Annotated in this window: 18 protein-coding genes and 1 riboswitch; of the genes, 7 read left to right on the top strand and 11 right to left on the bottom strand. The window is 67.1% G+C overall.

Annotated features, from left to right (window positions below; genetic code table 11):
* Positions 1-20: 20 nt before the first annotated feature.
* Both cobN and cobW read right to left on the bottom strand, forming a co-directional pair.
* Entirely contained in the window at positions 21-4,061 is a 4,041-nt protein-coding gene (gene cobN / locus PXJ20_RS27380; RefSeq protein ID WP_421032537.1) for a cobaltochelatase subunit CobN, read from the bottom strand.
* Positions 4,062-4,067: 6 nt separating this feature from the next.
* On the bottom strand, positions 4,068-5,195 hold the full coding sequence (gene cobW / locus PXJ20_RS27375; RefSeq protein ID WP_421032538.1) for a cobalamin biosynthesis protein CobW: 1,128 nt from the start codon (positions 5,193-5,195) through the stop codon (positions 4,068-4,070).
* A 210-nt stretch (positions 5,196-5,405) separates the two neighbouring features.
* A riboswitch (cobalamin riboswitch) is annotated at positions 5,406-5,688 on the bottom strand.
* A 156-nt stretch (positions 5,689-5,844) separates the two neighbouring features.
* Here cobW and PXJ20_RS27370 point away from each other — a divergent pair.
* The 3 genes from PXJ20_RS27370 to PXJ20_RS27360 are packed head-to-tail and all read left to right on the top strand — an operon-like array spanning position 5,845 to position 8,370.
* Positions 5,845-6,438, top strand: coding sequence for a cobalamin biosynthesis protein (locus PXJ20_RS27370; protein WP_421032539.1), 594 nt, complete (start codon positions 5,845-5,847; stop codon positions 6,436-6,438).
* Complete coding sequence (cobO, locus tag PXJ20_RS27365; RefSeq protein ID WP_017778270.1) at positions 6,435-7,037, top strand: cob(I)yrinic acid a,c-diamide adenosyltransferase; 603 nt, start codon at positions 6,435-6,437, stop codon at positions 7,035-7,037. Before PXJ20_RS27370 ends, cobO begins: the two co-directional genes overlap by 4 nt.
* 19 nt (positions 7,038-7,056) lie before the next feature.
* The gene (locus PXJ20_RS27360; protein ID WP_421032686.1) at positions 7,057-8,370 is read left to right on the top strand and encodes a cobyrinate a,c-diamide synthase; all 1,314 of its coding nucleotides are present in this window, start codon (positions 7,057-7,059) and stop codon (positions 8,368-8,370) included.
* A gap of 54 nt (positions 8,371-8,424) precedes the next feature.
* On the opposite strand, the gene PXJ20_RS27355 is transcribed toward PXJ20_RS27360, so the two are convergent.
* Positions 8,425-8,721, bottom strand: coding sequence for a hypothetical protein (locus PXJ20_RS27355; protein WP_421032540.1), 297 nt, complete (start codon positions 8,719-8,721; stop codon positions 8,425-8,427).
* Between the two features lie 731 nt (positions 8,722-9,452).
* Here PXJ20_RS27355 and PXJ20_RS27350 point away from each other — a divergent pair.
* Entirely contained in the window at positions 9,453-11,381 is a 1,929-nt protein-coding gene (locus tag PXJ20_RS27350) for a phosphatase PAP2 family protein (protein WP_421032687.1), read from the top strand.
* A gap of 124 nt (positions 11,382-11,505) precedes the next feature.
* Here PXJ20_RS27350 and PXJ20_RS27345 read toward each other — a convergent pair whose 3' ends face one another.
* From PXJ20_RS27345 to PXJ20_RS27310, 8 genes are all read right to left on the bottom strand, one after another.
* On the bottom strand, positions 11,506-12,300 hold the full coding sequence (locus PXJ20_RS27345; RefSeq protein WP_421032541.1) for a glucose 1-dehydrogenase: 795 nt from the start codon (positions 12,298-12,300) through the stop codon (positions 11,506-11,508).
* Between the two features lie 49 nt (positions 12,301-12,349).
* Positions 12,350-13,831, bottom strand: coding sequence for an FGGY family carbohydrate kinase (locus PXJ20_RS27340; RefSeq protein WP_421032542.1), 1,482 nt, complete (start codon positions 13,829-13,831; stop codon positions 12,350-12,352).
* Between the two features lie 104 nt (positions 13,832-13,935).
* Positions 13,936-15,471, bottom strand: coding sequence for a sugar ABC transporter ATP-binding protein (locus PXJ20_RS27335; protein ID WP_421032543.1), 1,536 nt, complete (start codon positions 15,469-15,471; stop codon positions 13,936-13,938).
* An 11-nt stretch (positions 15,472-15,482) separates the two neighbouring features.
* On the bottom strand, positions 15,483-16,424 hold the full coding sequence (locus tag PXJ20_RS27330) for a sugar ABC transporter substrate-binding protein (protein ID WP_017778263.1): 942 nt from the start codon (positions 16,422-16,424) through the stop codon (positions 15,483-15,485).
* Between the two features lie 200 nt (positions 16,425-16,624).
* Positions 16,625-17,692, bottom strand: a complete 1,068-nt coding sequence (locus tag PXJ20_RS27325) for an ABC transporter permease (protein ID WP_421032544.1) — start codon at positions 17,690-17,692, stop codon at positions 16,625-16,627.
* Positions 17,693-17,859: 167 nt separating this feature from the next.
* On the bottom strand, positions 17,860-18,657 hold the full coding sequence (locus PXJ20_RS27320; protein WP_017778261.1) for a GolD/DthD family dehydrogenase: 798 nt from the start codon (positions 18,655-18,657) through the stop codon (positions 17,860-17,862).
* Between the two features lie 111 nt (positions 18,658-18,768).
* Complete coding sequence (locus tag PXJ20_RS27315) at positions 18,769-19,749, bottom strand: transketolase family protein (protein ID WP_421032545.1); 981 nt, start codon at positions 19,747-19,749, stop codon at positions 18,769-18,771.
* Complete coding sequence (locus tag PXJ20_RS27310; protein WP_042303194.1) at positions 19,742-20,593, bottom strand: transketolase; 852 nt, start codon at positions 20,591-20,593, stop codon at positions 19,742-19,744. Before PXJ20_RS27310 ends, PXJ20_RS27315 begins: the two co-directional genes overlap by 8 nt.
* Before the next feature lie 309 nt (positions 20,594-20,902).
* Between PXJ20_RS27310 and PXJ20_RS27305 the strand changes: the two genes are divergently transcribed.
* The 3 genes from PXJ20_RS27305 to ltnD all read left to right on the top strand — a co-directional run bounded on the left by PXJ20_RS27305 (position 20,903) and on the right by ltnD (position 23,466).
* Positions 20,903-21,679 carry a DeoR/GlpR family DNA-binding transcription regulator gene (locus PXJ20_RS27305; RefSeq protein ID WP_017778258.1) on the top strand — a complete coding sequence of 259 codons (777 nt, stop codon included), beginning with the start codon at positions 20,903-20,905 and terminating at the stop codon, positions 21,677-21,679.
* Positions 21,680-21,788: 109 nt separating this feature from the next.
* Positions 21,789-22,496, top strand: a complete 708-nt coding sequence (locus tag PXJ20_RS27300; RefSeq protein WP_421032546.1) for a FadR/GntR family transcriptional regulator — start codon at positions 21,789-21,791, stop codon at positions 22,494-22,496.
* A 79-nt stretch (positions 22,497-22,575) separates the two neighbouring features.
* Positions 22,576-23,466: an L-threonate dehydrogenase gene (ltnD, locus tag PXJ20_RS27295; RefSeq protein WP_421032547.1), complete on the top strand. Its 891-nt coding sequence runs from the start codon at positions 22,576-22,578 to the stop codon at positions 23,464-23,466.

The following is a 23,466-nucleotide window of genomic DNA, read 5'->3' as shown; positions in this document are numbered from 1 at the left end:
CACGGATTCAGCGGATGCGTTCACGATGACCTCTCTTCAATGCGCTCGTCGATGGCGAGCAACTGGCTTTCGATCTGCGCGCGCCGTTCGCCGGGTGCCTGCCACAGGCCGCGGTCCATCGCCTCGACCAGCCGCTCGCACACCGAACGCAGCGCGTGCGGATTGTGCTGCTGCATGAAAGCGCGCGTGTCGGCGTCATTGACGTAGGCGTCCGCCACCAGCGCGTATTGATGGTCCGAGACGACGCGCGCGGTTGCGTCGTAGCCGAACAGGTAGTCCACGGTCGCGGCGATTTCCGCGGCCCCCTTGTAGCCGTGGCGCTTCACGCCGTCCAGCCACTTCGGATTGACCACGCGCGAGCGGATCACGCGCGCTATCTCTTCGGCGAGCGGCCGCACGCGCGGTGCGGCAGGGTTGCTGTGGTCGCCGTGATAAACCTGCGGCTGCTGTCCCGCGAAATGGCGCACGGCCGCCGTCATGCCGCCGTGGAACTGGTGGTAGTCGTTCGAATCGAGCACGTCGTGCTCGCGGTTGTCCTGGTTCTGGAGCACGACGTCGATGGTGGCAAGCCGCGTAGCGAACGCGCCGTGCGCGGCTTCGCCCGCGCCCGTCTGCGTGTAGGCGTAGCCGCCCCAGGCGCGATAGGCCTCGGCGAGGTCTTCGTCGGTCTGCCACTGGCGCGTGTCGATCATCTGCTGCAAACCCGCGCCGTAGGTGCCGGGCCGCGCGCTGAACACGCGCCAGCCGGCCCGCTGGCGGGCTTCCTGCGCGTCGAGCCCGCGTGCGATCCACGCGTCGCGCTCGCGCAGCACGCGCGCGCGGATGGGGTTCACGTCCTCGGGCTCGTCGTCGAGATCCGCCACGGCCTGCACGGCGGCGTCGAATAGATGCATCACGTTCGGAAACGCGTCGCGAAAGAAGCCCGACACGCGCAGCGTGACGTCGATACGCGGACGCTCCAGCGCGCCCGCCGGCAGAATCTCGAAGTCCGTCACGCGATGGCTGCCCGCCGCCCACTTCGGCCGCACGCCGATGAGCGCCAGCGCCTGGGCGATGTCGTCGCCGCCCGTACGCATGGTCGCCGTGCCCCAGACCGAGAGACCGATGGCGCGCGGATAGTCGCCGTGCTCCTGAAGATGCCGCTCCACCAACTGGCGCGCCGACTTCACGCCGAGCGCCCACGCGGCCTGAGTGGGAATGGCGCGCGTATCCACCGAATAAAAGTTGCGGCCCGTGGGCAGGACGTCGGGGCGGCCGCGTGACGGCGAGCCGCTGGGGCCCGGCGGCACGAAGCGGCCTTCCAGACCGCGCGTGAGCTGGCGCAATTCTTCGCCACCGCAGGCGTCGAGACGCGGCAGCACGTCGTCGCGCAGACGGTGCAGCACCTGGGTCGCGAGCGGCAAGGCGGTTGCTGCTTGCGCGGCATCGAGCAAACCGGCAAGGCGGGATGGCCCCGCATCCGCGCGAGCCGCTTCTGCCGCTTCTGCCGCTTCTGCCGCTTCTGCCTCTTCTGCCTCTTCTGCCTCTTCTGCCTCTTCTGCCTCTTCTGCCTCTTCTGCCTCTTCTGCCTCTTCTGCCGCTTCTGCCGCTTGTGCCTCTTCTTCCGCTTCAATCCCTTCAGCCGCATCGCCCGCCGTCGCTTCGCAGACGCCTTCGAGCAACACCGCCGCCAGTTGCTCCAGCCGCTCGCGGGTGTCGCCGTTGTGGCGCCACGGCGCATCGCTCACGGCTTCGAGCCACGCGGGCCGCGGGCCGGTCCACGGCGTGGACCATTCCGCCGTCAGCGGATCGAAGCAATCAGCGATGCCGAGATCTTTCGCGAGCGCATCGATCAAGCCCGCGTTCGCGCCTTGGCCGTCGCCGGCAGGAAAGCGTGCGAGCGCGAGCAGCGTGTCGCGTCGCTCGCGCCCTTCGGGCGAATGGCCGAACACGTGCAGGCCGTCGCGGATCTGCGCTTCCTTCAGTTCGCAGAGCCATGCGTCCACGCGCACGAGCAGCGCGTCTTCCTCGTCCGCCCCGCGCGGCTTTGCGACGCTCAGTTCCTCGTGCAGACGATGCTTCACGATGGTCTCGAGAATGCTTGCGCGCAGCAGCTTCGCGCGCCGCGCGTCGACCATCAGTGCCTCGTAGTATTCGTCGACCTGGCGTTCGAGGTCCTGCATCGGCCCGTAGTTTTCGGCGCGCGTGAGCGGCGGCATTAGATGATCGACGATCACCGCATGCGCGCGCCGTTTCGCCTGGCTGCCCTCGCCGGGGTCGTTGACGATGAACGGATAGAGATGCGGCGTGGGCCCCAGCGTGAGGTCGGGCCAGCACTGCTCGCTCAACGCCACGCTCTTGCCGGGCAGCCATTCGAGGCTGCCGTGCTTGCCCACGTGGACGATCGCGTCCACGCCGAACGTGTGGCGCAGCCAGAAGTAGAACGCGAGATACGCGTGCGGCGGCACGAGGTCGGCGTCGTGATAGCTCGCGTAGTCCGCGGCCTCGCGCGAGCGCGAGGGCTGAATGCCCACGAACACGTGGCCGCAGCGCCATCCCGCGATCATGAAACGGCCGCGGCGCACCGTGGGGTCCTGCTCGGGCGCCCCCCATCGTGCGTTCAGCGCGTTGCGCACCTCGGCGGGCAATGCGTTGAAGTGCGCGAGGTAGTCGTCGAGCGCAAGGCTCTGCAAGGCGGGGCGCAGGTCGCGCACGGTGGGGTCGTTGGTCACCCCTTCGGTCAGGCGGTTCATCAACGCGGCGCCGTTTGCGGGCACTTCGGCCACGCGATAGCCTTCGGCAAGCAACGTTTGCAGAATGCCCACCACCGACGCCGGCGTATCGAGCCCCACGCCGTTGCCGATGCGCCCTTCGCTCATCGGATAGTTGGCGAGCACCAATGCGACGCGCTTGTCGCTGTTCGGCAGGCTGCGCAGCCTGCACCAACGCCGGCTCAACTCGGCCACGAACGCCACGCGTTCCGCGTCGGGCTGATAGCGCACCACGTCCACTTCGGTATGCGGGCAGCGCCACGCGAAGCCCTTGAAACTCACGGCGCGCGTGATGATGCGCCCGTCCACCTCGGGCAGCGCGACGTGCATGGCGATGTCGCGCGAATGCAGGCCCTGGTTGTCTTTGAGCCAGTCATCGCGATTGCCCGAACTCAGAATCACCTGAAACACAGGCGCGTCGCCGGTGAGCGCGAGCGATGCAGGGGCAGCGGGTTCATCCAGCGACGACGCCGCGAACGCCGTCGTATTGAGCACGAGCGCGACGCCATGGTCGGCACACAACTGCGCGACGACGTCGCGGCTCATCGCATCTTTCAGCGACGTCACGGCAATGGGCAGCGGATTCATGCCGCGCGCTTCGAGCGCTTCGATCAGCGCATCGAACACGGCCGTGTTGGCGGCCTGCACGTGCGCCCGATAGAAGAGCAGCGCGACCACCGGCGCGCCTTCACGCCAGCGGGCCTGCCAGTCTGCGACCGTCGGCAGGGTTGCCGCCGTGCGGGCCTCATTCGCGGGATTCGCCGGGTAGTACAGCATCGCAGCGGGCAGCGGCACGGGCGGCGCGGGCTCGCGGCCCCAGCCCAGCGCGTGCCAGGCGATGGCGCGCAGGAAGCCTTCGGCATTCGCGAGGCCGCCTTCGCGCAGATAGCGCCACAGTTGCCGGCACAGCGCGGCGTCGGCGGTGCTTCTCGCAATGAGATTCGGGTCTTCCTGCAAGTCGCCCGAAAACATCGCGAGCGTCTGGCCCCTGCGCTGCGCGAGTTCCACCACGCGCTCGATGCCGTAAGGCCAATACGCTTCGCCGCCCAGATGGTCCACCACGACCACGCGCGCGTGCTGCAACACGTCGTCGATATAGAAGTCCACCGACGCGGGCTGGCGCAGGAACGCGACATTCGCGAGCCGCAGGCTCGGAAAGCCCGGCCCCATGCGTTCGATCACGCTCGCGAGCAGCGAGAGCGTGGTGTCGGCCGAACTGAGCACGACGATGTCGGCCGGACGCTGGTCGATGCGGATCACGCCCGCCGTGTCGTCGACGAAACCGCCGGGTACGGTGCGCAGCAGATGCATGGCGGTCTAGCGTCCCGTGGCTTCGGCGGTGGTGGAGGCTAGCGCCGCGTCGAACGCTGCTTGCAGCACGGCCTGATCGAGGTCTTCGCCAATCAGGACGAAGCGGCTCGTGCGCGCCTGGTGGCCCATTTCGTCACGCATTTCATCCTCACGCCAGCGGCGGTCGAAGTAGCTGTCGAAGCGCCGGCCCACGCCTTGAATGACGAGCCGCATCGGCGCGCCGGGCAGCGCGGCGAAGCCCTTCGCGCGGTAGATGGTGTGACGTTCCACGAGCGCGCCCAGCGCCGCAATGGCCGCCTCGCGCGTGGCCGGCGCACCCGTGACGACGACCGAATCGAAGTCGTCGTGATGGTGATGGTCGGGATCGTTCGACGAGCCGTGATGGTCGGGACGTTGATCGATGGTGGCTTCGGACGCCGCTGCGAGCCCGAGCAACGCGGGCAGCGCAAGCTGACCGCCCTGCGCGCGCAGAATCTTCACGTGCGGCGGCAGTTCTTCGCGAATCAGCGCCTCCACGGCGGCCTGCTCCGCTTCGCCGATGAGGTCCGTCTTGTTGAGTACGACGAGGTCCGCGGCGCTCAATTGATCTTCGAACAGTTCGTGCAGCGGCGACTCGTGATCGAGATTCGGATCGGCGCGGCGCTGCGCGTCCACGGCGTTCGGGTCCGCGGCGAACTGGCCGCTCGCGGCGGCGGGTCCGTCCACCATCGTCACGACGGCGTCCACGGTGAAGCTGTTGCGAATCGAAGGCCAGTTGAAGGCCTGCACGAGCGGCTTGGGCAGCGCGAGCCCCGACGTTTCGATCAGCACGTGGTCGATCTGCGCGCGCCGCTCCACGAGCGCTTCCATCACGGGGAAGAATTCTTCCTGCACCGTGCAGCACAGGCAGCCGTTCGCGAGTTCGTAGAGCTGGCCTGCGCCTTCGCTGTCGTTGCCGCTGTCGCCTTCATCGCAGCCGATGCCGCAGCCCTTCAGTATTTCGCCGTCGATGCCGAGTTCGCCGAACTCGTTGACGATGACGGCGACGCGCAGGCCGTTGGCCTCGCGAAGAATGTGACGCAGCAGCGTGGTTTTGCCGCTGCCGAGAAAGCCGGTGACGATGGTCACGGGAATCTTGCGCATGAGTTCTGACATGCGGGGCCTCGATGGTTCAGGTAGTGGCCGTGCCACGCCGCACGATGCGCGCCTCACGCGTCGCATGGAAGGTGCATGAAGCAACCTGACTTGCCGAAGCAAACGAAGCCACGCTGGAAAGCAGTCAGGCGCCCTGGCGGGTCGAGCCGATTGAGCAACGGCCGGCATGCGCATAACGATGCCGACCCAGCGGAACGCCGCTCACCCGCAGCGCCCACTCTTCGCTCTGGCCGGTATCCGGGCTGGCGAAAGCGCCGCTTCACCTTCCCACGCGAGTGATGTTGTTTCTCGCGCAGTGGTTGTCTGCATGCGCGGCCTTGCGCGCATACATCGAAGCCGGCTCCGCATCGCATGTCGCGATGCTTTCGCTTACCGTTGCGGGGGCAGCACAGTTTGGTTCGGACCGTGCGTCAATAGACGGCGAACCGCTGTTTCCCGTTTAACTGCGCGCGCAAGGAACGCGCGCGCGAGCACCAGATCGCCACGGAGTGTAGGTGCCACGGCTGGCTGCGTCAAGGAAGCCCGGCGGGGCTGCGAAGGGCCTGGGTGAGGGGCCTGGGTCGGCGGCCTGTGCGAGGGGCCTGTGCTATCGTATGCGCCCGCCTGCGGATGGGCGCGGGCCTATCCAACCCAGTCGATTCAACCCAGCATGAGCCGCACCGCAATGCCGGATTCGTTGACCGCCGCGAACGCGCAAACCGCACAGCCGGTTCACGACGCCGATGCCACGCATGCCACCCAAGCCACCGATGCCGCCGACCGCGCGGCCACGCACCGCTCGGGCCGCTCGCTCGTGCTCGGCATCGGCTGCCGGCGAGGCGTGTCGCTCGCTCAGATCGAAGCCGCGGTACAAGCGGCGCTGCGCGATGTGGCAGACGATGATGACGCTGCAAAACGCGCTTCAACGCATATCGGCGAACACGTCGCCTGCCTCGCCACCCTCGACGCGAAAGCGCACGAGCCCGCCTTGCTTGCGTTCTGCCATCGTCACGCGTTGCCGCTGAAGGTTTTTTCCGCAGAAGAGATCGCCGCCTGCCTGCGTGAGCACCCTGACCTCGCCCGTTCGCCCGCCGCGCTCGACCATGTCGGCGTAGCAGCCGTGTGCGAGCCGTGCGCGCTGCTCGCGGCGCGAGGCGGCCGGCTCGTTGCAGCGAAACGCGCCTGCGACGGCGTGACAGTCGCCATTGCCGACGCGCACGCATCCCGTCACAGCCCTAATCAGCCACCCATGAGGACACCATGAAGACCGATCCCGACGCGCATCAGCGCATGACGCAACGGCGCCGCGAAGGGCACGAGAAGAAGCAGGCGGCGGCCACCGTCGAAAAGGGCCTGCTGATCGTGCATACCGGCAACGGCAAGGGCAAGAGCACCGCCGCCTTCGGCATGGGCGTGCGCATGCTGGGGCACGGCCAGCGCCTTGGCGTCGTGCAGTTCATCAAGGGCGCGCTGCACACGTCCGAGCGCGACTTCCTCGGCACTCACCCGCAGTGCGATTTCGTGACCATGGGCGACGGCTACACCTGGAACACGCAGAACCGCGACGCCGATATCGCCACCGCGCGCAAGGGCTGGAACGAGGCCGTGCGCATGATCGAGAGCGGCGAATACTGCATGGTGATTCTCGACGAACTGAACACCGTGCTGAAGTACGAATACCTGCCGCTCGACGAAGTGCTCGGCGTGCTGCAAGCGCGCGACCCGAGCCTGCACGTCGTGGTGACGGGGCGCCATGCGCCGGACGCGCTCATCGACGCCGCCGATCTCGTCACCGAAATGCGGCTCGTTAAACACCCTTATCGCGAGCAGGGCGTGAAGGCCCAGCGCGGCGTGGAGTTCTGAGGTGCCGCATCTACCCGGTATGCCGCCGCGCTGCCCCGCGCTGTTCGTGAGCGCGCCGGCTTCGGGCCAGGGCAAGACCACGATCACGGCTGGCCTCGCGCGCCTGCACCGGCGCGCTGGCCGGCGCGTGCGCGTCTTCAAGACCGGCCCGGACTTTCTCGACCCGATGATTCTCGCGCGCGCGAGCGGCGCGCCCGTGCAGACGCTGGACCTCTGGATGGTGGGCGAAACGGCGTGCCGTCAACTGCTGGCCGAGGCGGCGCGCGAAGCCGACCTGATCCTGATCGAAGGCGTGATGGGGCTCTTCGACGGCACGCCCTCCAGCGCCGACCTCGCCGCCACCTTCAACGTGCCCGTGGCCGCCGTGATTTCCGCGAAGGCGATGGCGCAGACCTTTGGCGCCATCGCCTTCGGCCTCGCATGCTTTCGGAAAGACGTGCCCTTTTACGGCGTGCTGGCGAACCACGTTGGCTCGGCACGTCATGCGCAGATGCTGGAAAGCGCGCTACCCAACGATCTTCGCTGGCTCGGCCACGTCGCGCCCGCCATGGAGATGGCACTGCCCGACCGGCATCTGGGCCTGCATCAAGCCGATGAAATAGACGACCTCGAAGCACGCATCGAACGCGCCGCAGATGCGCTGGCCGATACCGCGCTGGCGCAGTTGCCACCCGCCATCGAATTCGCGGCCGAGCCGCGCGAGACGTTGCCGCCGCTGCTCGCCGGCCTGCAGATTGCCGTGGCACGCGATGCCGCGTTCTCGTTCATCTATCCCGCGAACCTCGCGCTGCTCGAAGCGCTGGGGGCGCACGTGAGCTTCGTTTCGCCGCTCGCGGACGAGCCCGTCCCTGCCAGCGCTCACGCGCTGTATCTGCCGGGCGGTTATCCCGAACTGCACGCCGCGACGCTGGCGGGCAATATGCACAAGGCGGCGCGCACCGCGGCATCCATTCGCGAGCACGCGGCAAAGAACAAGCCGATCGTCGCGGAATGCGGCGGCATGTTGTATCTGCTGGAAACGCTCACTGACGTGAACGGTGAATCGACGCCCATGCTCGGTCTGCTGCCCGGCCATGCCACGATGCAGGCGCGGCTCGCGGCGCTCGGCATGCAGGCGCTCGACACGACACACGGCACGCTCCACGGGCACACGTTCCACTACTCGCGCATGACGACGGCGCTTACGCCGCTGCGTTACACGCGCCATGCGCAAAGCGATGCGCAAGGCGAACCGGTGTGGCGGCATGGGTCGATCTTCGCGACCTATATGCACGGTTACTGGCCGTCGAATCCAGCGCTGGTCGCTGCGCTATTTCGCGGCGAGGCGGTCTGACGGCGGCCGCCGCCGCCGCCGCGATATGCCTCGGGCCCCACGCCCCACGCCTGATCAGGCGTCGAGCCCATCCACCTGGTCGCGCCCCTGACGGCCCGCGAACACGTCGTCCACGAAGCGCTGCCCCGCGGTGAAGCCGGCCATCAGCGCCGTGCTGGCGCTGTCGAAGGGCCGGTCGTTATCGTCGGACAAGTTCCATGCGGGAAACGCGCGGGACGACATTTCGTGCCGCACATTCACGATGGCGAGATAGCCCGTTCGGACCAGCACCGTCCCACCGACAATGGCGTCCGGCAAGCTGTCCGCCTCGACGGTAATTTCATAGCCCCGATATTGATAGACGCGCTGCATTTCTTCCTCCCATGCAGCACAGTGTAGGTCGCCAGAAAGCGCGTGGCGAAAAGAATTGACGCGCCGGGACCATCGGCTTCAATCGCATGAGCAGGCGAATCTGCGGCGGATTATTCGCAGCGGATCGCTTTGTCGATATGCGCCTATATCAGACGTGAGTTCATTGGCGCCCAGGAGAAGCAAGACTGGGCAATCGCAATGCGTAAATCGCGTGACAGCCGAACGTCGCCTGAATGACAATCGCTGCCGGAGTATCGGGCGCTATAACGCTATTACCTCCAACCGACAAAACGACGACAAAACGAATAAGCCGCGAAAATAGCGCGCAGTTCGTTCACGGTCACGGCAGGCCGAATCGCAGCACGGGTTGCCGATGTGATCGCTTGAAGCCCACCCCATCCGCCACGTCGCGTCGACGCCCGCAAATAGAGGCAGACAAATGACGTCTTTCCTGTCCCACTGCCCCGCGCATTTAACGCCTTCCTTAATGCGTTTAACCGAATTGTCATATAAGAGACCCATCCCATATTCTGAGCAGATTCGACGCCATTTCAGTCATCTGCCATTACACTTTTACGCCTTCTAGCCCTCGTCTTATTCAATGTTTCTCGTGCCTTTCTCGAATCTTTCATAAAGCGACCGTATCTTGCTCGCTTTCTTGACAACGACCCGGGAATCACACCATGCCCGTGCACCGCACGCCACGCTTCGTTTCGCCTCACGCTTTCGCCATGGCCGTCGCCGTCTCGTTCCTCGTCGCTGCCTGCGGCGGCGGCGGGGTGAGCGACAACGCGCCGCCCGCCACCGTCGCGAAAGTGCCCTCGCCGCCGGCCGACCCGGGCTTCGTCGACAGCGCGCCGGTGCAGGCCAACGTGCTCGCCTTCGTCGACAACGCGGCCACCAACCAGCGCGGCGACGCGCGTTACGCCACGATGAGCACGAACGCCGGCGTGCGCGTGCTGAACGGCTTTCGCACGCTCTGGCAACCGCTCACGGACCTCGTGGACGCCGGCGTGAACGCGCCCGCTGTCGGCAGCTTCCCCGCCATCACCGCGTCGACGTGGACGGGCCTGCCGAACGACGGCACGCCGAACGGCACCGCGCTCAACCCCACGGTGCTCAACGCGAACATCCAGTACGTGGTGGGCGCCACCACGCAGCGCACCGCGGCCCAGGCTTCCGCCGCCTACTTCGACGACCGCCGCGGCAAAGGCTACAGCGTCACGGACGGCATGGGACCGCTCACCACCGCGTGGCGCACCGCGGCGCAGCAGACCACGAGCATCACCACGATTCCCGCCGACGCCACCACGACGCTCTACAACGACAGCGGCAACAACACGGGCGTGGGCGGCAGCGCGAATGCGCAGTTCGGCGCCGTGGTGGACCTCGTCAACGCAATGGGCACGAACGGCTCCACGGAACCCGCAAAGCGTTTCTACAAGTACGAGCGGCCGTACCGCTGGAGTTCGAGTGTCGTCGTCGCGCCCACGCTCGTGCCGGCCGAAAGCACCACGCCCGCAACGGACGGCGGCTTCCCGAGCGGCCACGCGGCGGAAGCCTTGCGCGACGCGCTCGCCATGGCCTACGTGGTGCCCGAGCGCTACCAGGAAATGCTGAGCCGCGGGCTCGAACTGGGCGAGAACCGCATCTTCGCGGGCATGCACTCGCCGCTCGACGTGATGGGCGGCCGCATACTCGCCGAAGCCGTGGTCGCGGCGAACCTCGCTGATCCGACCAACGCCACGCTCAAGCAGACCGCCGTCTCGCTCGCGCATGCCACGCTCTACGCCGCCACCGGCACGACGGCGACTACCTTCCCAGCGTTCGCGGAGTCGGGCACGACGGCGACAGACCGCTTCGCCGACTACGCCACCAACAAGGCCAACTATCTGCGCCGCCTGACCTACGGCTTTACGCCCATCGCCTCGACCACCGCGGCGCCCGTCGTGCCGAAGGGCGCCGAGGTGCTGCTGGAAACGCGCCTGCCCTACCTCAGCGCGGACCAGCGGCGCGTCGTGCTGAAAACGACCGAACTCGCCTCGGGCTACCCGCTGCTCGACGCCGCCGAAGGCTGGGGCCGCCTCAACCTGTTCGCGGCGGCGGACGGATACGGCCAGTTCTCCGGCAACGTGAGCGTGACGATGGACGCCACCCAGGGCGGCTTCAACGCCGCCGACACGTGGCGCAACAACATCGGCGGCAGCGGCAAGCTGACCTTCGCGGGCACGGGCGCGCTCACGCTGGCGGGCACGAACAGCTATAGCGGCGGCACCGAGGTCCAGGGCGGCACGCTCGTAGCCGCGTCGCCCCAGGCCTTCGGTGCCGGCGACGTCTACGCGAGCGGCGGCACGGTGGTCGTCCGCACAGGCGCACGCATGAGCATCAACGGTCAGTACACGCAGTTGAAGAACGCCACGCTCGAACTGGATCGCGGCGCGGGCGACACGGGCCGGCTCGCCGTGGCCGGGCTCACCACCTTCGTGGGCGGCACGTTGCACGTGAAGTTCGCGGCGGGCGCCGCGCCGAAGGTGGGCGACATCGTGCCGCTGATCGACAGCGCGCAGTTGCAGGGGCGCTTCGATTCGGTCGTGGTAGACGGCTTCAAGGTGACGCCGCTCTACAACTCGGGCGGCGTGGAAGTGCGCATCGACGGTTGAGGCCGAGCTTCGTCACGGCAACGGCGGCGAAGAAAAAGGCGGATGCAAGCGCGGCAAGGTAGCTGCCGCGTTTTGCTCGCGTCCACTCGCCGTCGCGACCGTTGCCTCCCCGCACCGGCGCAGCTCACGACATGAACATCCCGCCATCTACGTTGATGGTTTGTCCGGTGATATAGGCCGCGTCGCCGGAGGCGAGGAACGCCACGAGGCCCGCCACGTCCTCGCCGGTGCCCGCGCGTTTCATGGGAATGCCCTTCACCCATTCCGCCATGAGTTCGCCGGGTTGGTAGTCGCCCAGCAGCTTGCCCCAGGCCTCGTCGTTGTAGGCCCACATCTCCGTCGTGATGATGCCGGGGCAAAACGCGTTGACGGTGATGCCCGTGGGCGCCAGTTCTCTTGCGAGGCTCTGCGTGAGCCCCACCACGCCAAACTTGCTCGCCGCGTAGTGCGGCGTATAGATGAAGCCCTGGCGCGCCTGGCCCGAAGCGGTGTTGATGAGACGGCCCGGCTTTCCCGCTGCGAGCATACGCGCCGCTGCCTCCTGGCAGCACAGGAACACGCCCTTGGTGTTGACGGCGAGAATCTTGTCCCACTCGTCTTCCGTGAGGTCCTGCAGTTTCGCGATCGTGATGACGCCCGCGTTCTGCACCGACACGTCCACCTCGCCCAGCTTCGCCGCCACCTCGTCGTAAAGCGCCTTCACCTCGGCTTTGTCCGTCACATCGGCTTCTACCGCGATGGCGTTGAAGCCCGACTCGAGCAGTTGCGCGGCGGCGTCGAACACGCGTTTCTCGTTCGCGCACAGGCACACCTTCGCGCCCTCGCGCGCAAAGCGCTCCGCAATGCCGAGGCCGATGCCGCGGCTGCCGCCCGTCACCACGACTACCTTGTTCGTGAAACGTCTGATTGCGTCGTTCATGTGGGTTTGTCCTTGCTGGTTAGTGGCCATGCCGCGGGTGCCGATGCCCTCACTCGAGCCGCGCGATCCAGCGCAGCCATTGCGCGTGATGCCTGGCCGCCTGCTCGCGGCCGCTGCCGGGCACGACGCGTCGCAGCACCTTGCGCTGCGCGCGGTTCGCGCCCAGCTCGCTCGTCAGGCCCAGTTGCAGCAGGCCGAGCGCCGCGGCGCCCGCCGCTGAAATTTCCGTCAGTTCGAGCGTGCTCACCGGGCGGTCCAGCGTGTCCGCCAGAAACTGCATGAGAAACGGACGCTGCACGAGCCCGCCGTCCAGAAACAGTTCCACGAGCGGCAGTTGCGCCGCGCGTTCCATCACGGTGATCACGTCCTTGATCTGATAGACGATGGACTCGTACGCGGCGCGCACCACGTGCTGCCACGACGTCGAGAAGTCGAGCCCGACGATCTGCGCGCCGCCCGGGTACTTCCAGTGCGGGCAGCCGATGCCGGAGAACGCCGGGATGAAATAGACGCCGCCGTTATCGACTTCGCTGAAGGCCTGCTCGGCGGCAGCGAAGTCGTCGAAGAGGCGCAGTTTGTCCTTGAGCCAGCCGGGCGTGGAACCCGCGCTGATCACGATGCCTTCGAGCGCATAGTCCACGCGTCCGCGCGCGCCAAAGCAGAGCGTGGACACGAGACCGTCGACAGGCGCCTGCGGCCGCGGCCCCACGTTCATCATGATCGACGAGCCCGTGCCCATCGTGGCCTTGGCAAGGCCCGGCGAGAGGCAGCCCTCGCCCACGGCGGCGGCATGCGAGTCGCCAATCATCGCCACGATGGGGATGGGCTTCGGCAGCAAGCCGTCCAGGTCCGTCGAACCGAAATCCGCCGCCGAAGGTTTCACGTCGGGCAACCGCAGCGCGGCAAGCCCGAATTCGTCGATCAACTCGCGATCCCAGTTCAGCGTGTGCAGGTTGAACAGCATCGTGCGCGACGCGTTGGTGTAGTCCGTGAGATACGACGCACCGCGCGTGAGCTTGAACAGCAGCCAGCTATCGACGGTGCCGAAGCGCGCCTCGCCCGCCTCCATCGCGCGGGCCACGTGGGCGTCGTTGCCGCGCAGCCAGATCAGTTTCGACGCCGAAAAATACGGGTCGATCAAAAGCCCCGTGCGCTCGGCAATGCGCGCGGCCATGCCGTCGCGGCGCAATTGCTCGCAGATGCCAAGCGAGCGCTGGCACTGCCACGACACGGCGGGCGCGAGCGGCTCGCCCGCGGCGTCCCACAGCACGGCCGTTTCGCGCTGGTTCGAAATGGCCAGGCCCGCGAGTGCGGCGACGTCGCCATCGAAGGCCGCGAGGCATTGGGCCGTAGCCGTGAACACCGAGCCATACAGTGCGTGCGGGTCCTGTTCGACAAAGCCGGCCTGCGGGTACGTGCAGCGCACGGGCGCGAACCCTTTCGCGCGAACGGTGCCCTCTGCGTCGAAGATCAGCGCCTTGGTGCCGCTCGTGCCCTGGTCGATGGCCAGCACGTATTGCATTGAGGACATGTGACGAAGTCCGTGAAGTTTCAACACTGTTTTCTATTGGCGGGCGCGGCAAGGCTGGGGGCCTGGGGTCTGGATGCAAGGAACCCGGCGCCCGCAGGCACACCTCACGCCGTGGCGAGTTCCATCACGCGCACGTCGCTCGCTTCCTCGCGCGGCAGCACGCCCTTGCAGCGGCCGCGCGCCAGCACCATCACGCGGTGAGACAGACCCAGCACCTCGTCGAGGTCCGAGCTCACCACCACCACGGCCACGCCGCTCGCCGCGAGTTTCGCAATGACCTCGTAGATGGCGGCGCGCGCGCCCACGTCGATGCCGCGCGTGGGCTCGTCGAGAATCACCACCTTCGGTTCGCGCGCCAGCCACTTCGCGAGCACGACCTTCTGCTGGTTGCCGCCCGAGAGGCTGCCCGCGCGCTGCTGCGGCCGCCCCTTCACGCCAAGCCGCGCGATCAGTCCGTTGGCGAAGTCACGCACCTGCTGCGGCTGCACCCAGCCACGCGCGCCGAGGCGGTCGAGGCTGCCGTACGCGAAGTTGTCTTCAATGGAGTGTTCGAGCACGACGCCCTGCTCCTTGCGGTCTTCGGGCACGAGCACCACGCCTGCGCGAATGGCTTGTGCCGGGCTGCGCAGATGTAGAGCCTCGCCCTCCACGAGCACGCTGCCAGACGAAACGGGATCGGCACCCGCGATGGCCCGCACGAGTTCGGTACGCCCCGCCCCGACGATGCCTGCGATGCCGAACACCTCGCCCGCACGCACGGAAAACGAAACGTCGCGAAATGCGCCCTGCTGCGACGTCAGCGAACGCACGTCGAGCACGGTGCGTTCGCGCGGCGCGGCAAAGTGCGGAAAGATGCGCTCCACGTTGCGGCCCACCATCTGCTCGATCAGCGTCTTCACGGGCACGCTGCCGTTGTCGTGGCTCGCAATCAGCCGCCCGTCGCGCAGCACGACGATGCGGTCGGCAATGCGCTCGATCTCTTCCAGCCGGTGGCTGATGTAGATGAACGACACGCCCTGCGCGCGCAGCTTCGCGATCTGCTCGAAGAGCCGGTCGGTTTCCGCGCCGCCCAGCGCGGCGGTGGGTTCGTCGAGAATCAGCAGGCGCGCGTCGAGCGTCAACGCCTTGGCGATTTCCACCTGCTGCTGCGCCGCCACCCGCAAGGTGCGCACGAGCCGGCTGGCCGACACGTCGAGCCCGAGTCGATGCAACTGCTCTTCGGCGCGGCGCGACATCTCCGCGCGGTCGATCTTGCCGTGCCGCATGGGCAGCCGTCCGACGAAGACGTTCTCCGCAATGGAGAGATCGCGCAGCAGCCGCGTTTCCTGATGGATCAGGCCGATGCCGCTCGCGAGCGCGTCGCGCGGCGACTGCGGGGCATACGGCTCACCACGCCAGAACATGCGGCCGCCGGCATCGGGTTCGAGCGCCCCGGCAATGATCGACGAGAGCGTCGATTTGCCGGCGCCGTTCTCGCCCAGCAGCGCCACCACGGTACCCGGACGCACGTCCAGATCGATGCCGTCCAGCACCGTGTTGCGGTTGAAGGTCTTGCCGATGCCTCGCACGACGAGCCCGTCGTGCGTCACGTCGGGCATACCGTCGCTGATCCGGCCCGAGGCGGCTGCGCTCGCGATCATGATGAACTCCGTTACGGATGCTGCGAGATGAACGGTCCGACGTTCTCTTTGGTGGTGAGCGTAGCGGGCAGCAGCTGCTGGGCCGGCACGCTCTTCTTCGCGATGAGCTCAAGCGCCGAGTCCACGGCCATGCGGCCCATGCGCTGCGTCTGCTGCGTCATGGTCACGTCGATCACGCCGTCGCGCACGGCCTTGAGGCCCGCGAAGTCACCGTCGAAGCCGGCGATCAGCACCTTGTGCCCCACGTTCGAGACCTTGACCGCCTGCGCGGCGCCCAGCGCCATTGCGTCCGCGTGGCCGAAGATCACGTTGATGTTGGGATTGCGCTGGAGCATGTCCTGCGCCACCGCGAAGCCCTTGTCCTGCGCCCACTCGGCGGGCTGGCGCGCCACCACCTTGATGCCCGGCGCCTTCGCGATGGCCTTGCTGAAGCCCTTCTCGCGCGCGAGTTCAGGCGTCGTGCCCAACTGGCCTTGCAGCTCGGCGAGCGTCGCGGTGCCCTTGGTCTGCTTCACGATCCACTCGCCCAGTTGCTCGGCGGCGGCTTCGCTGTCGGTCGCGATGAAGGTGTTGCCCGGGGCGTCCGGCGGATTGCGGTCCACGGCGATCACGGGCACGCCCGCGGCCTTCGCGGCGCGCACCGGCACGCCGGCAGCCGTCGCGCCGGCCGGAATGTAGATGAGCGCGTCGATCTTGCGCGTGAGCAGGTCCTGAATCTGGTTGACCTGGGTGGCGGCATCGCCCTTCGCGTCGACCGTGATGACGTTCACGCCCTTCTCTTTACCGTAGGTTTCCACCGACTGCTTGATCTGGTTGAAGAAGTCGGCCTGCAGGTTCGCAACGGCAAGACCGATGGTGGTGGTACCCGCCGCCGACGCGCTGGGCGCGGCCAGCGCGAAGCCGAGCGAGGCAGCAAGGGCAAGCAGGGATGCACTGGCGGAACGTCGATTCATGTCTGTCTCCTGGTGATGCTTGTTGTTGATGTGACGCGGTTGATGTGACGCGATTGAGGTGATGCGGTTGAAGCGGAGAGGCCCGGAAGCGAAGCGGCTCGAAGCGAAGCCGCCCGGAAGCGATGAAACGGCCCGCGCATTCCGGCGCCATACGGCCCGGCTTGCGGCAAGTGAAAAGCGGGCCGCGGCCGGCCGGATCCCTACGCGGCGTTGCGGCGGCGCAGTGTGTCGGCGCCCACGGCGAGCACGATCACGAGGCCGATCACGATCTGCTGCACGAACGGCGACACGCCGATGAGGTTGAGCCCGTTGCGCAGCACGCCGATGGTCAGCACGCCCACGGCCGTGCCGAGCACCGTGCCCGTGCCGCCCGCGAGGCTCGCGCCGCCGATCACCACGGCCGCGATGGTGTCCAGTTCGTAGCCCGTGCCCGCGCTGGGCTGCGACGAATCCAGGCGGCTCGCCAGCACCACCGCCGCCACGCCGGCCAGCGCGCCGCACAGCGTGTAGACCGCGAGCGTGGTGGCACGCACTTTGATGCCCGCAAGGCGCGCCACCTCGGCGCTGCCGCCGATGGCGTAGAGGCTGCGTCCCGCCGCGCGGTATTTGAGGATCACGAAGCCCACTACCATCAGCGCGACGAAGAGGCCCACCGTCGCGGAAAGAAAGCCGAAATGGCGGTCGATGGAAAGTGCCGTGAACCAGTCCGGGTAACCCACGATCTGCTCGCCGTTCGTGATGATGTTGGCGAGCCCGCGCGCCACGGACATCATCGCGAGCGTCGCGATGAACGCGGGCAGGCGCATCACGACGTTGAGCAACCCCGAGACGAGGCCGCACAGCCCGGCCACGAGAATGCTCGCGGGAATCGCGACGACGAACGGCAGGCCCGCGGTGTTGGCGAGCCAGCCCATCACCATCATGGCGAGCGCGAGCACGGAGCCCACCGAAAGATCGATCCCGCCGATGATGATCACCGCTGTCATGCCGAGCGCCATGATGCCGAGCACCGTGATCTGATCCAGCACGTTGAGCAGATTGCGCACCGAGAGGAACGACGGCGTGAGAAGCGAGATCACCACGCACAGCAGCACGAGGCTGATGAGCGGCCCCTGTTCGAGCAGCACGGGAAGCCACGCGCGGCGCGAGAACCCGGCAGCGGCACTGCCAGCACTGCCAGCACTGGCAGCACCGGCGGCGCCGGCGGCGCCGGAACGGCCGGCTGCGCGGTCCGGCAGTTCAACGCTGTTTTCGATGGACTTGCTCACGTCTCGTCTCCTGTTTTTCCCTTTGCTACACGGCTCGGCACGCGAGTCGACTCGCGACTCGACTCATGCATTGGCGCCGCACCCTGCTCGCGCCACCGGCACGCAGAACGCCAAGGCAGCCGCGCGCGAAAACACAGCGCAAGAACACAGCGCAAAACCCGGCCGCGTCAGCAGATCGTGTATCCGCCGTCGATCATCAGGTCGGCGCCCGTAATCATGTCCGCGCCGTTCGATGCGAGGAACAGGATCGCAGCGGCAATCTCGTCGGTATAGGCGAAACGGCCTGCGGGAATCAGTTCCTTCATGCGCTCGCCCTTTTCGCCTTCCCACGCGGCGGCGCCCATCGGCGTGAGCACGACCGTGGGCGACACGGTGTTCACCGTGATGCCGCGCCGGCTCCATTCCTTCGCGAGCACCTTCGTCATGCCGATCAGGCCAGCCTTCGCCGACGTGTACGCGCAGTGCTGATCGATCGCGACCGTGGCCGCCTGCGACGCGATGTTGATGATCTTGCCGCGATGCCCGCGTGCGAAGACATGCCGCGCGAAGTGCTTCGAGCACAGGAACGGCCCCGTCAGATTCACGTCGATCTGCCGGCGCCATTCTTCCAGCGTGATGTTTTCGGCGGGCGTGAGCGTGATCGTGCCCGCGGCGTTCACGAGCAGATGCAGCGCGCCGAAGCGTTCGGCTGCGGCGTCCATGGCCGCGGCCACGTCGTCTTCGTTGCCCACGTCGCAGGGAAAGGCCGCGGCGTGGTCAGCGCCCAGCGTTTCGATGGCGGCGGCCACGCGCTCCTCTTCGAAGCGCGGATAAAGAATCGCGACGCGTGCGCCCTTGGCGATCAGCGCTTCATTGGTGGCCATGGCGATGCCGCCCAGGCCGCCCGACACGACAGCCACCTGGCCATCCAGCCGGAAATTGAAATCGACGCCGTGTCTCAACGACATGTCGTACTGCGTTGCCATGCCCATCTCCTGAATGTCTGCCTGTTTCGTCGGATGCTTTAGGCCGGGATTTTTAGGTGGGTTTTGCGTGGGCGCCGTCCCGCGGCCATAAGGCCCTAAGGCCCTGCGGCCCTACGCCGCCGCGAGCGGCATGCCGACCAGCTCCAGCACCGCGCTTTCGATGCCTTGCGCGTCGATGCCGTAGTAACGGCGAATACCGGCGCGCGTGCCGTAGTGCGCGAACTCGCCTTCGGTGACGCCAAGCATGCGCAGCCGCCGCGCCACGCCGCGCCTTGCAAGCTGCACCGCGACCAGCGCGCCGATGCCGCCATGCAGCGAATGCTCTTCCACGGTCACGATGTCGTCGTGGGCACACAGTATGTCGGCGAGCAGGTCAGAGTCGAGTGGCCGGATGGACGAGAGGTTCACGAGCGTCGGCGCCACGCCGCGCGCGCCAAGCGCCTCGCAGGCGGCGAACGCCTCGCCCACCACGGAGCCGAGCGCCACGATCGCCACGCGCCGCCCGCCGGCTTCGTCGATGGGCTGGCCGCGCCGCAGCACGTCGGGCCGGCCGGGCTGGAAGGCGTAGTCCGCCTCGTGCAGCACGGGGAATTTCGCGTTGTCGAGTCGGATATAGACCGGGCCCTCGAAGGCCGCCGCGTAGCGCACGATCTGCGCGGCCTCCAGCGCATCGCACGGTGCAAAGATCTGGACATTGCCGAGCCCGCTCATGATCGAAACGTCGTCGATGGCATGGTGCGTGGAAGCGAGCGGCCCGTAAGCGACGCCCGCGTTGAGCCCCAGCATCTTCACGTTGGTCTGGCTGTAACAGACGTCGTTCTTCACCTGTTCGTTGGCGCGCGCCACCAGAAACGGCGCCGCGTTCGCCGTGAACACCACGTGGCCGGCGAGCGCCATGCCCGCCGCCATGCCCACCATGTTCTGCTCCGCGATGCCGACGTTGACCACGCGGTCGGCGTAACGCTTCTGGAACGCGCCGATCTTCGAGGTGGAGGTGGAATCGCTCACCATCACGATCACGTCGGCGCCGCCGTCGGCCAGCTCCGTGAGCGCGCCGACCACACCGTCACGCAGATCCGCCGCTTCATGCATGGTCCAGCTCCTTCAGGGCGAGCGCGAGCTCGTCTTCGTTCGGGTACTTGTGATGCCAGGCGGCCACGTTCTCCATGAACGACACGCCGCGGCCCTTCACGGTCTGCGCGATGACTGCCTTGGGCTTGCCATTGCGAAAATCCAGGCTTTCCATCAGTTTCGAAAGTTCGGCGGGGTCGTTGCCGTTCGCCTCGTGCACTTCCATGCCGAAGGCGGCGAACTTCTCGCCGAGCGGTTCGGGATCCATGATGTTTTTCGTGGCGTCCGCCAGTTGCAGGTGATTGCGGTCCACGATCACGACGAGGTTGTCGAGCCGAAAGTGGCTGGCCGCCATCGCGGCTTCCCAGTTCGAACCTTCTTCGAGTTCGCCGTCGCCGGTCAGCACGAACACGCGACCCGGCACGCCGCCGTCCGGCGCCTGGCGGCGCTTCGCGAGTGCGAGGCCGGTGGCGATGGGCATGCCGTGCCCGAGCGCGCCGGTATTGACGGTCACGTACCCGGGCAGCTTCTGGCGCACCGGGTGGCCGGGCAAGCGCGTGCCGTCGCGCAGATAGCCGGAGAGTTCCTCGTCGGCGAGCCACCCCAGCTCGGCGAAGCAGCAATAGAGACCGCCCACGCCATGGCCCTTGCTCAGCACGAACTGGTCGTGCCAGACCGGTGCCTGCGGCAGCTCGGCGCGGTAACGCATGACCCGGAAGTAGAGCGCCACGAGAATGTCGACCTCGGACATATCCGCGCCCGTGTGGCCGTTCTTCGCATGCGCGTTCATCACGCAGATGCGCTTGCGGATGGCCCGCGCACGCGCCTTCAGGTCGGGTTCATCGAGCCGGAATGGGTTTTCCATGGACTTTCCAATTGTTTCCTTTTGCTTGCCTTCAGTTTCTATTTCTGGGAAGAGAAAGTCAAGGCGTTTCCTATGCTTTCCGGGCCAGGGAATACCCTCGAAGTAAGGCATAGCCTCGGACAAGCCACCATTGCGCGCTGCACGGAGACGCTCTCGCGCGCTGGCAACGCGTCACATGACTTTCCAAAAAGAAAGCCGCGCTATAATCGACGGAAACCATACGCAAGAAGCCATGCGCAGCTGCGCCCGGCATCGCCACCCACGACGCGATGCGACGGCCGGCCCGCAGGCGCCCTACCGGAAAGCACGATGGATCAGAAAACCCGCTGGGAAAACATCTACGCGAGCGTGCGCGACATGAAAGCCGTGAGGCTCTCGGACCTCGCGCGCACCTTCAACGTCTCCATGCCCACCATCCGCAAGGACGTCGACGCGCTGGAACGCGACGGGCTCGTGGAGCGCGTGCACGGGCTCGTGCGCCTCAAGACGCTCTCGTACATGTTCGACGGCACGGGCATGAGTCACCTGCAACCCACGGCCGCCAAGGTGTGGATCGGCGCGAAGGCGGCCACGCTGGTGGGCAACGGCGACTCCATGATCCTCGACTGCGGCGCCACCACCACCGAAATGGCGAAGAACCTGGTGGGCCGCCAGCATCTGCGCATCGTCACGAACGCGCTCAACATCGCGATGCTGCTTGGCAACGAACCGTCGAACCGCGTAATGCTCACAGGCGGCCAGTTCATGCCGGAGACGCTTGCCGTGTCCGGCGAGAAGGCGTCGGCGTTCTTCGAAGGCATGTTCGTGGACAAGCTGTTTCTGGCGGCGGGCGGCGTCTCGAAGGAAGGCGGCATCTCGTATCCCGACTTCATCGACCTGCACGTGAAGAGCGGCATGATCGGCGCCGCGCGGCACGTCTATCTGCTCGCGGATTCGCAGAAGTTCGGCCGCCGCGAGTTCGCCACGTTCGGTGCGATGGACCGCGTGCATACGGTCGTGACGGACCGGGGCCTCGCGCCCGAATACGCGAAGTGGCTCGACGGTATGGGCGTCGAAGTGATCTACGCGGACGCGCCGTCGCCGTAACGGCGGGGACCCAGGGCAACCGGAAGCACGCCGCCGTCGAGGGTTATCCCGAATGTCGTCGTGCGCTCAGATTTGTATGATGACCATATCACCCGATCACCTAAGCACCATGTTCGAGACCATTTCCGCGCCTGCCATGAGCGAGCGCGTCGCCCAGCAACTGCTCGCGCAGATCGACGCCGGCAGCTTCAACAGCACCGGCAAGCTGCCCACGGAAGCCGTGCTCGCGCGCGAATTCGGCGTGAGCCGCACGGTGATCCGCGAAGCCGTTTCGCGGCTCAAGAGCGAAGGCGTGGTCGAGCCGCGCCAGGGCAGCGGCGTCTATATCGCGCGGCATGCGGCCATCCGGCCGCTGCGCATCGATTACGCGGAGGCCGTGGAGTCGTCGGGTTCGCTCGCGCATCTGCTCGCCGTGCGCCGCGCCATCGAGGCCGAGGTGGCCGCCGAGGCCGCCCTGCACTGCACCGCCGCCGGCATGGACGAGATCGACGCCGCCCTGCGCCGCATCAACGAAGCCGTGGCCGAAGGCCGCGACGGCGTGGCCGAAGACATGGCGTTTCATCGCGCCATCGCGGTCGTGACGGGCAACCCGTACTTCCTCAAGACACTCTCGTTTCTGAACCAGTACCTCGAAGCCGGCATGAAGGTGACGCGCGGCAACGAAGCCACGCGCGAGGACTTCTCGCGGCAGGTCCGCGAAGAGCACGCGGCCATCGTGGACGCGATTCGCTCGCGCGACCCCATGGCGGCCCGCAACGCGGCCCGCACGCATCTGTACAACGCCGCGCGCCGCCTCGCGGAAGCCGGCATCAGTTGAACGCGCTGAATGCGCTGAATGCACGGAACGCGGCGGCAATAACGCGCCGCTCTCTCTTGCGAATCGACCAGGATCTGCCATGTCACGAAATGTTGGAGTCATCGGCCTGGGGGCCATGGGCCTGGGCGTTGCCCGCTCGCTGTTGCGCGCCGGTTTTCGCGTGCACGCCTGCGACGTGCGTGCCCACGTGCTCGAAGCGTTTGCTGCTGAAGGCGGAGTGGCCTGCGCCACGCCAGCTGACGTTGGCGCGCAATGCGACGTGGTGATCACGCTCGTCGTGAACGCGGCGCAAACCGAAACCGTGCTGTTCGGCGAGCACGGCGCCGTGGCCGCCATGAAGCCGGGCAGCGTCGTGATAGCGAGCGCCACGGTCGCGCCGGACTTCGCCGTGGCGCTCGGCAAGCGTATCGAGGCGGCCGGCGTGCAGATGCTCGACGCGCCCGTCTCCGGCGGCGCCGCGCGCGCGGCATCGGGCGAGATGACGATGATGACCTCGGGCCCGGCCACCGCCTACGCCGCGTGCGAAGACGTGCTCGCCGCCATCGCGGGCAAGGTCTATCGGCTGGGCGACGCGCACGGCGCCGGGTCGAAGGTGAAGATCATCAACCAGTTGCTCGCGGGCGTGCACATTGCCGCGGCAGCCGAAGCCATGGCGCTCGGCCTGCGCGAAGGCGTGGACCCCGATGCGCTCTACGACGTCATCACGCACAGCGCCGGCAATTCGTGGATGTTCGAGAACCGCGTGCCGCACATCCTGAACGGCGACTACACGCCGCTGTCCGCCGTGGACATCTTCGTGAAGGACCTGGGCCTCGTGCTCGACACCGCGCGCCGCACGAAATTCCCGCTACCCCTGTCGGCCACGGCGCACCAGATGTTCATGAGCGCATCGAGCGCCGGCCACGGCGGCGAAGACGACGCCGCGGTCATCAAGACCTTCCCCGGCATCACGCTGCCGGGCGCCCGCTGA

It is taken from the genome of Paraburkholderia sp. A1RI_3L (assembly GCF_048957895.1).
GTDB lineage: Bacteria > Pseudomonadota > Gammaproteobacteria > Burkholderiales > Burkholderiaceae > Paraburkholderia > Paraburkholderia kururiensis.
This window is presented reverse-complemented; position numbering and strand designations above follow the sequence as displayed.

Excerpts from the sequence above, each read along its gene's own strand:
- PXJ20_RS27360 (WP_421032686.1), top strand. The coding sequence starts at position 7,057 with ATGCCGCCGCGCTGCCCCGCGCTGTTCGTGAGCGCGCCGGCTTCGGGC.
- PXJ20_RS27320 (WP_017778261.1), bottom strand. The coding sequence starts at position 18,657 with ATGGCAACGCAGTACGACATGTCGTTGAGACACGGCGTCGATTTCAAT.
- PXJ20_RS27370 (WP_421032539.1), top strand. The coding sequence starts at position 5,845 with ATGAGCCGCACCGCAATGCCGGATTCGTTGACCGCCGCGAACGCGCAA.
- PXJ20_RS27355 (WP_421032540.1), bottom strand. The coding sequence starts at position 8,721 with ATGCAGCGCGTCTATCAATATCGGGGCTATGAAATTACCGTCGAGGCG.
- PXJ20_RS27340 (WP_421032542.1), bottom strand. The coding sequence starts at position 13,831 with ATGTCCTCAATGCAATACGTGCTGGCCATCGACCAGGGCACGAGCGGC.
- ltnD (WP_421032547.1), top strand. The coding sequence starts at position 22,576 with ATGTCACGAAATGTTGGAGTCATCGGCCTGGGGGCCATGGGCCTGGGC.
- PXJ20_RS27350 (WP_421032687.1), top strand. The coding sequence starts at position 9,453 with ATGGCCGTCGCCGTCTCGTTCCTCGTCGCTGCCTGCGGCGGCGGCGGG.
- PXJ20_RS27300 (WP_421032546.1), top strand. The coding sequence starts at position 21,789 with ATGTTCGAGACCATTTCCGCGCCTGCCATGAGCGAGCGCGTCGCCCAG.
- PXJ20_RS27315 (WP_421032545.1), bottom strand. The coding sequence starts at position 19,749 with ATGCATGAAGCGGCGGATCTGCGTGACGGTGTGGTCGGCGCGCTCACG.
- cobN (WP_421032537.1), bottom strand. The coding sequence starts at position 4,061 with ATGCATCTGCTGCGCACCGTACCCGGCGGTTTCGTCGACGACACGGCG.
- PXJ20_RS27310 (WP_042303194.1), bottom strand. The coding sequence starts at position 20,593 with ATGGAAAACCCATTCCGGCTCGATGAACCCGACCTGAAGGCGCGTGCG.
- PXJ20_RS27330 (WP_017778263.1), bottom strand. The coding sequence starts at position 16,424 with ATGAATCGACGTTCCGCCAGTGCATCCCTGCTTGCCCTTGCTGCCTCG.
- PXJ20_RS27305 (WP_017778258.1), top strand. The coding sequence starts at position 20,903 with ATGGATCAGAAAACCCGCTGGGAAAACATCTACGCGAGCGTGCGCGAC.
- PXJ20_RS27345 (WP_421032541.1), bottom strand. The coding sequence starts at position 12,300 with ATGAACGACGCAATCAGACGTTTCACGAACAAGGTAGTCGTGGTGACG.
- cobO (WP_017778270.1), top strand. The coding sequence starts at position 6,435 with ATGAAGACCGATCCCGACGCGCATCAGCGCATGACGCAACGGCGCCGC.
- cobW (WP_421032538.1), bottom strand. The coding sequence starts at position 5,195 with ATGTCAGAACTCATGCGCAAGATTCCCGTGACCATCGTCACCGGCTTT.
- PXJ20_RS27335 (WP_421032543.1), bottom strand. The coding sequence starts at position 15,471 with ATGATCGCGAGCGCAGCCGCCTCGGGCCGGATCAGCGACGGTATGCCC.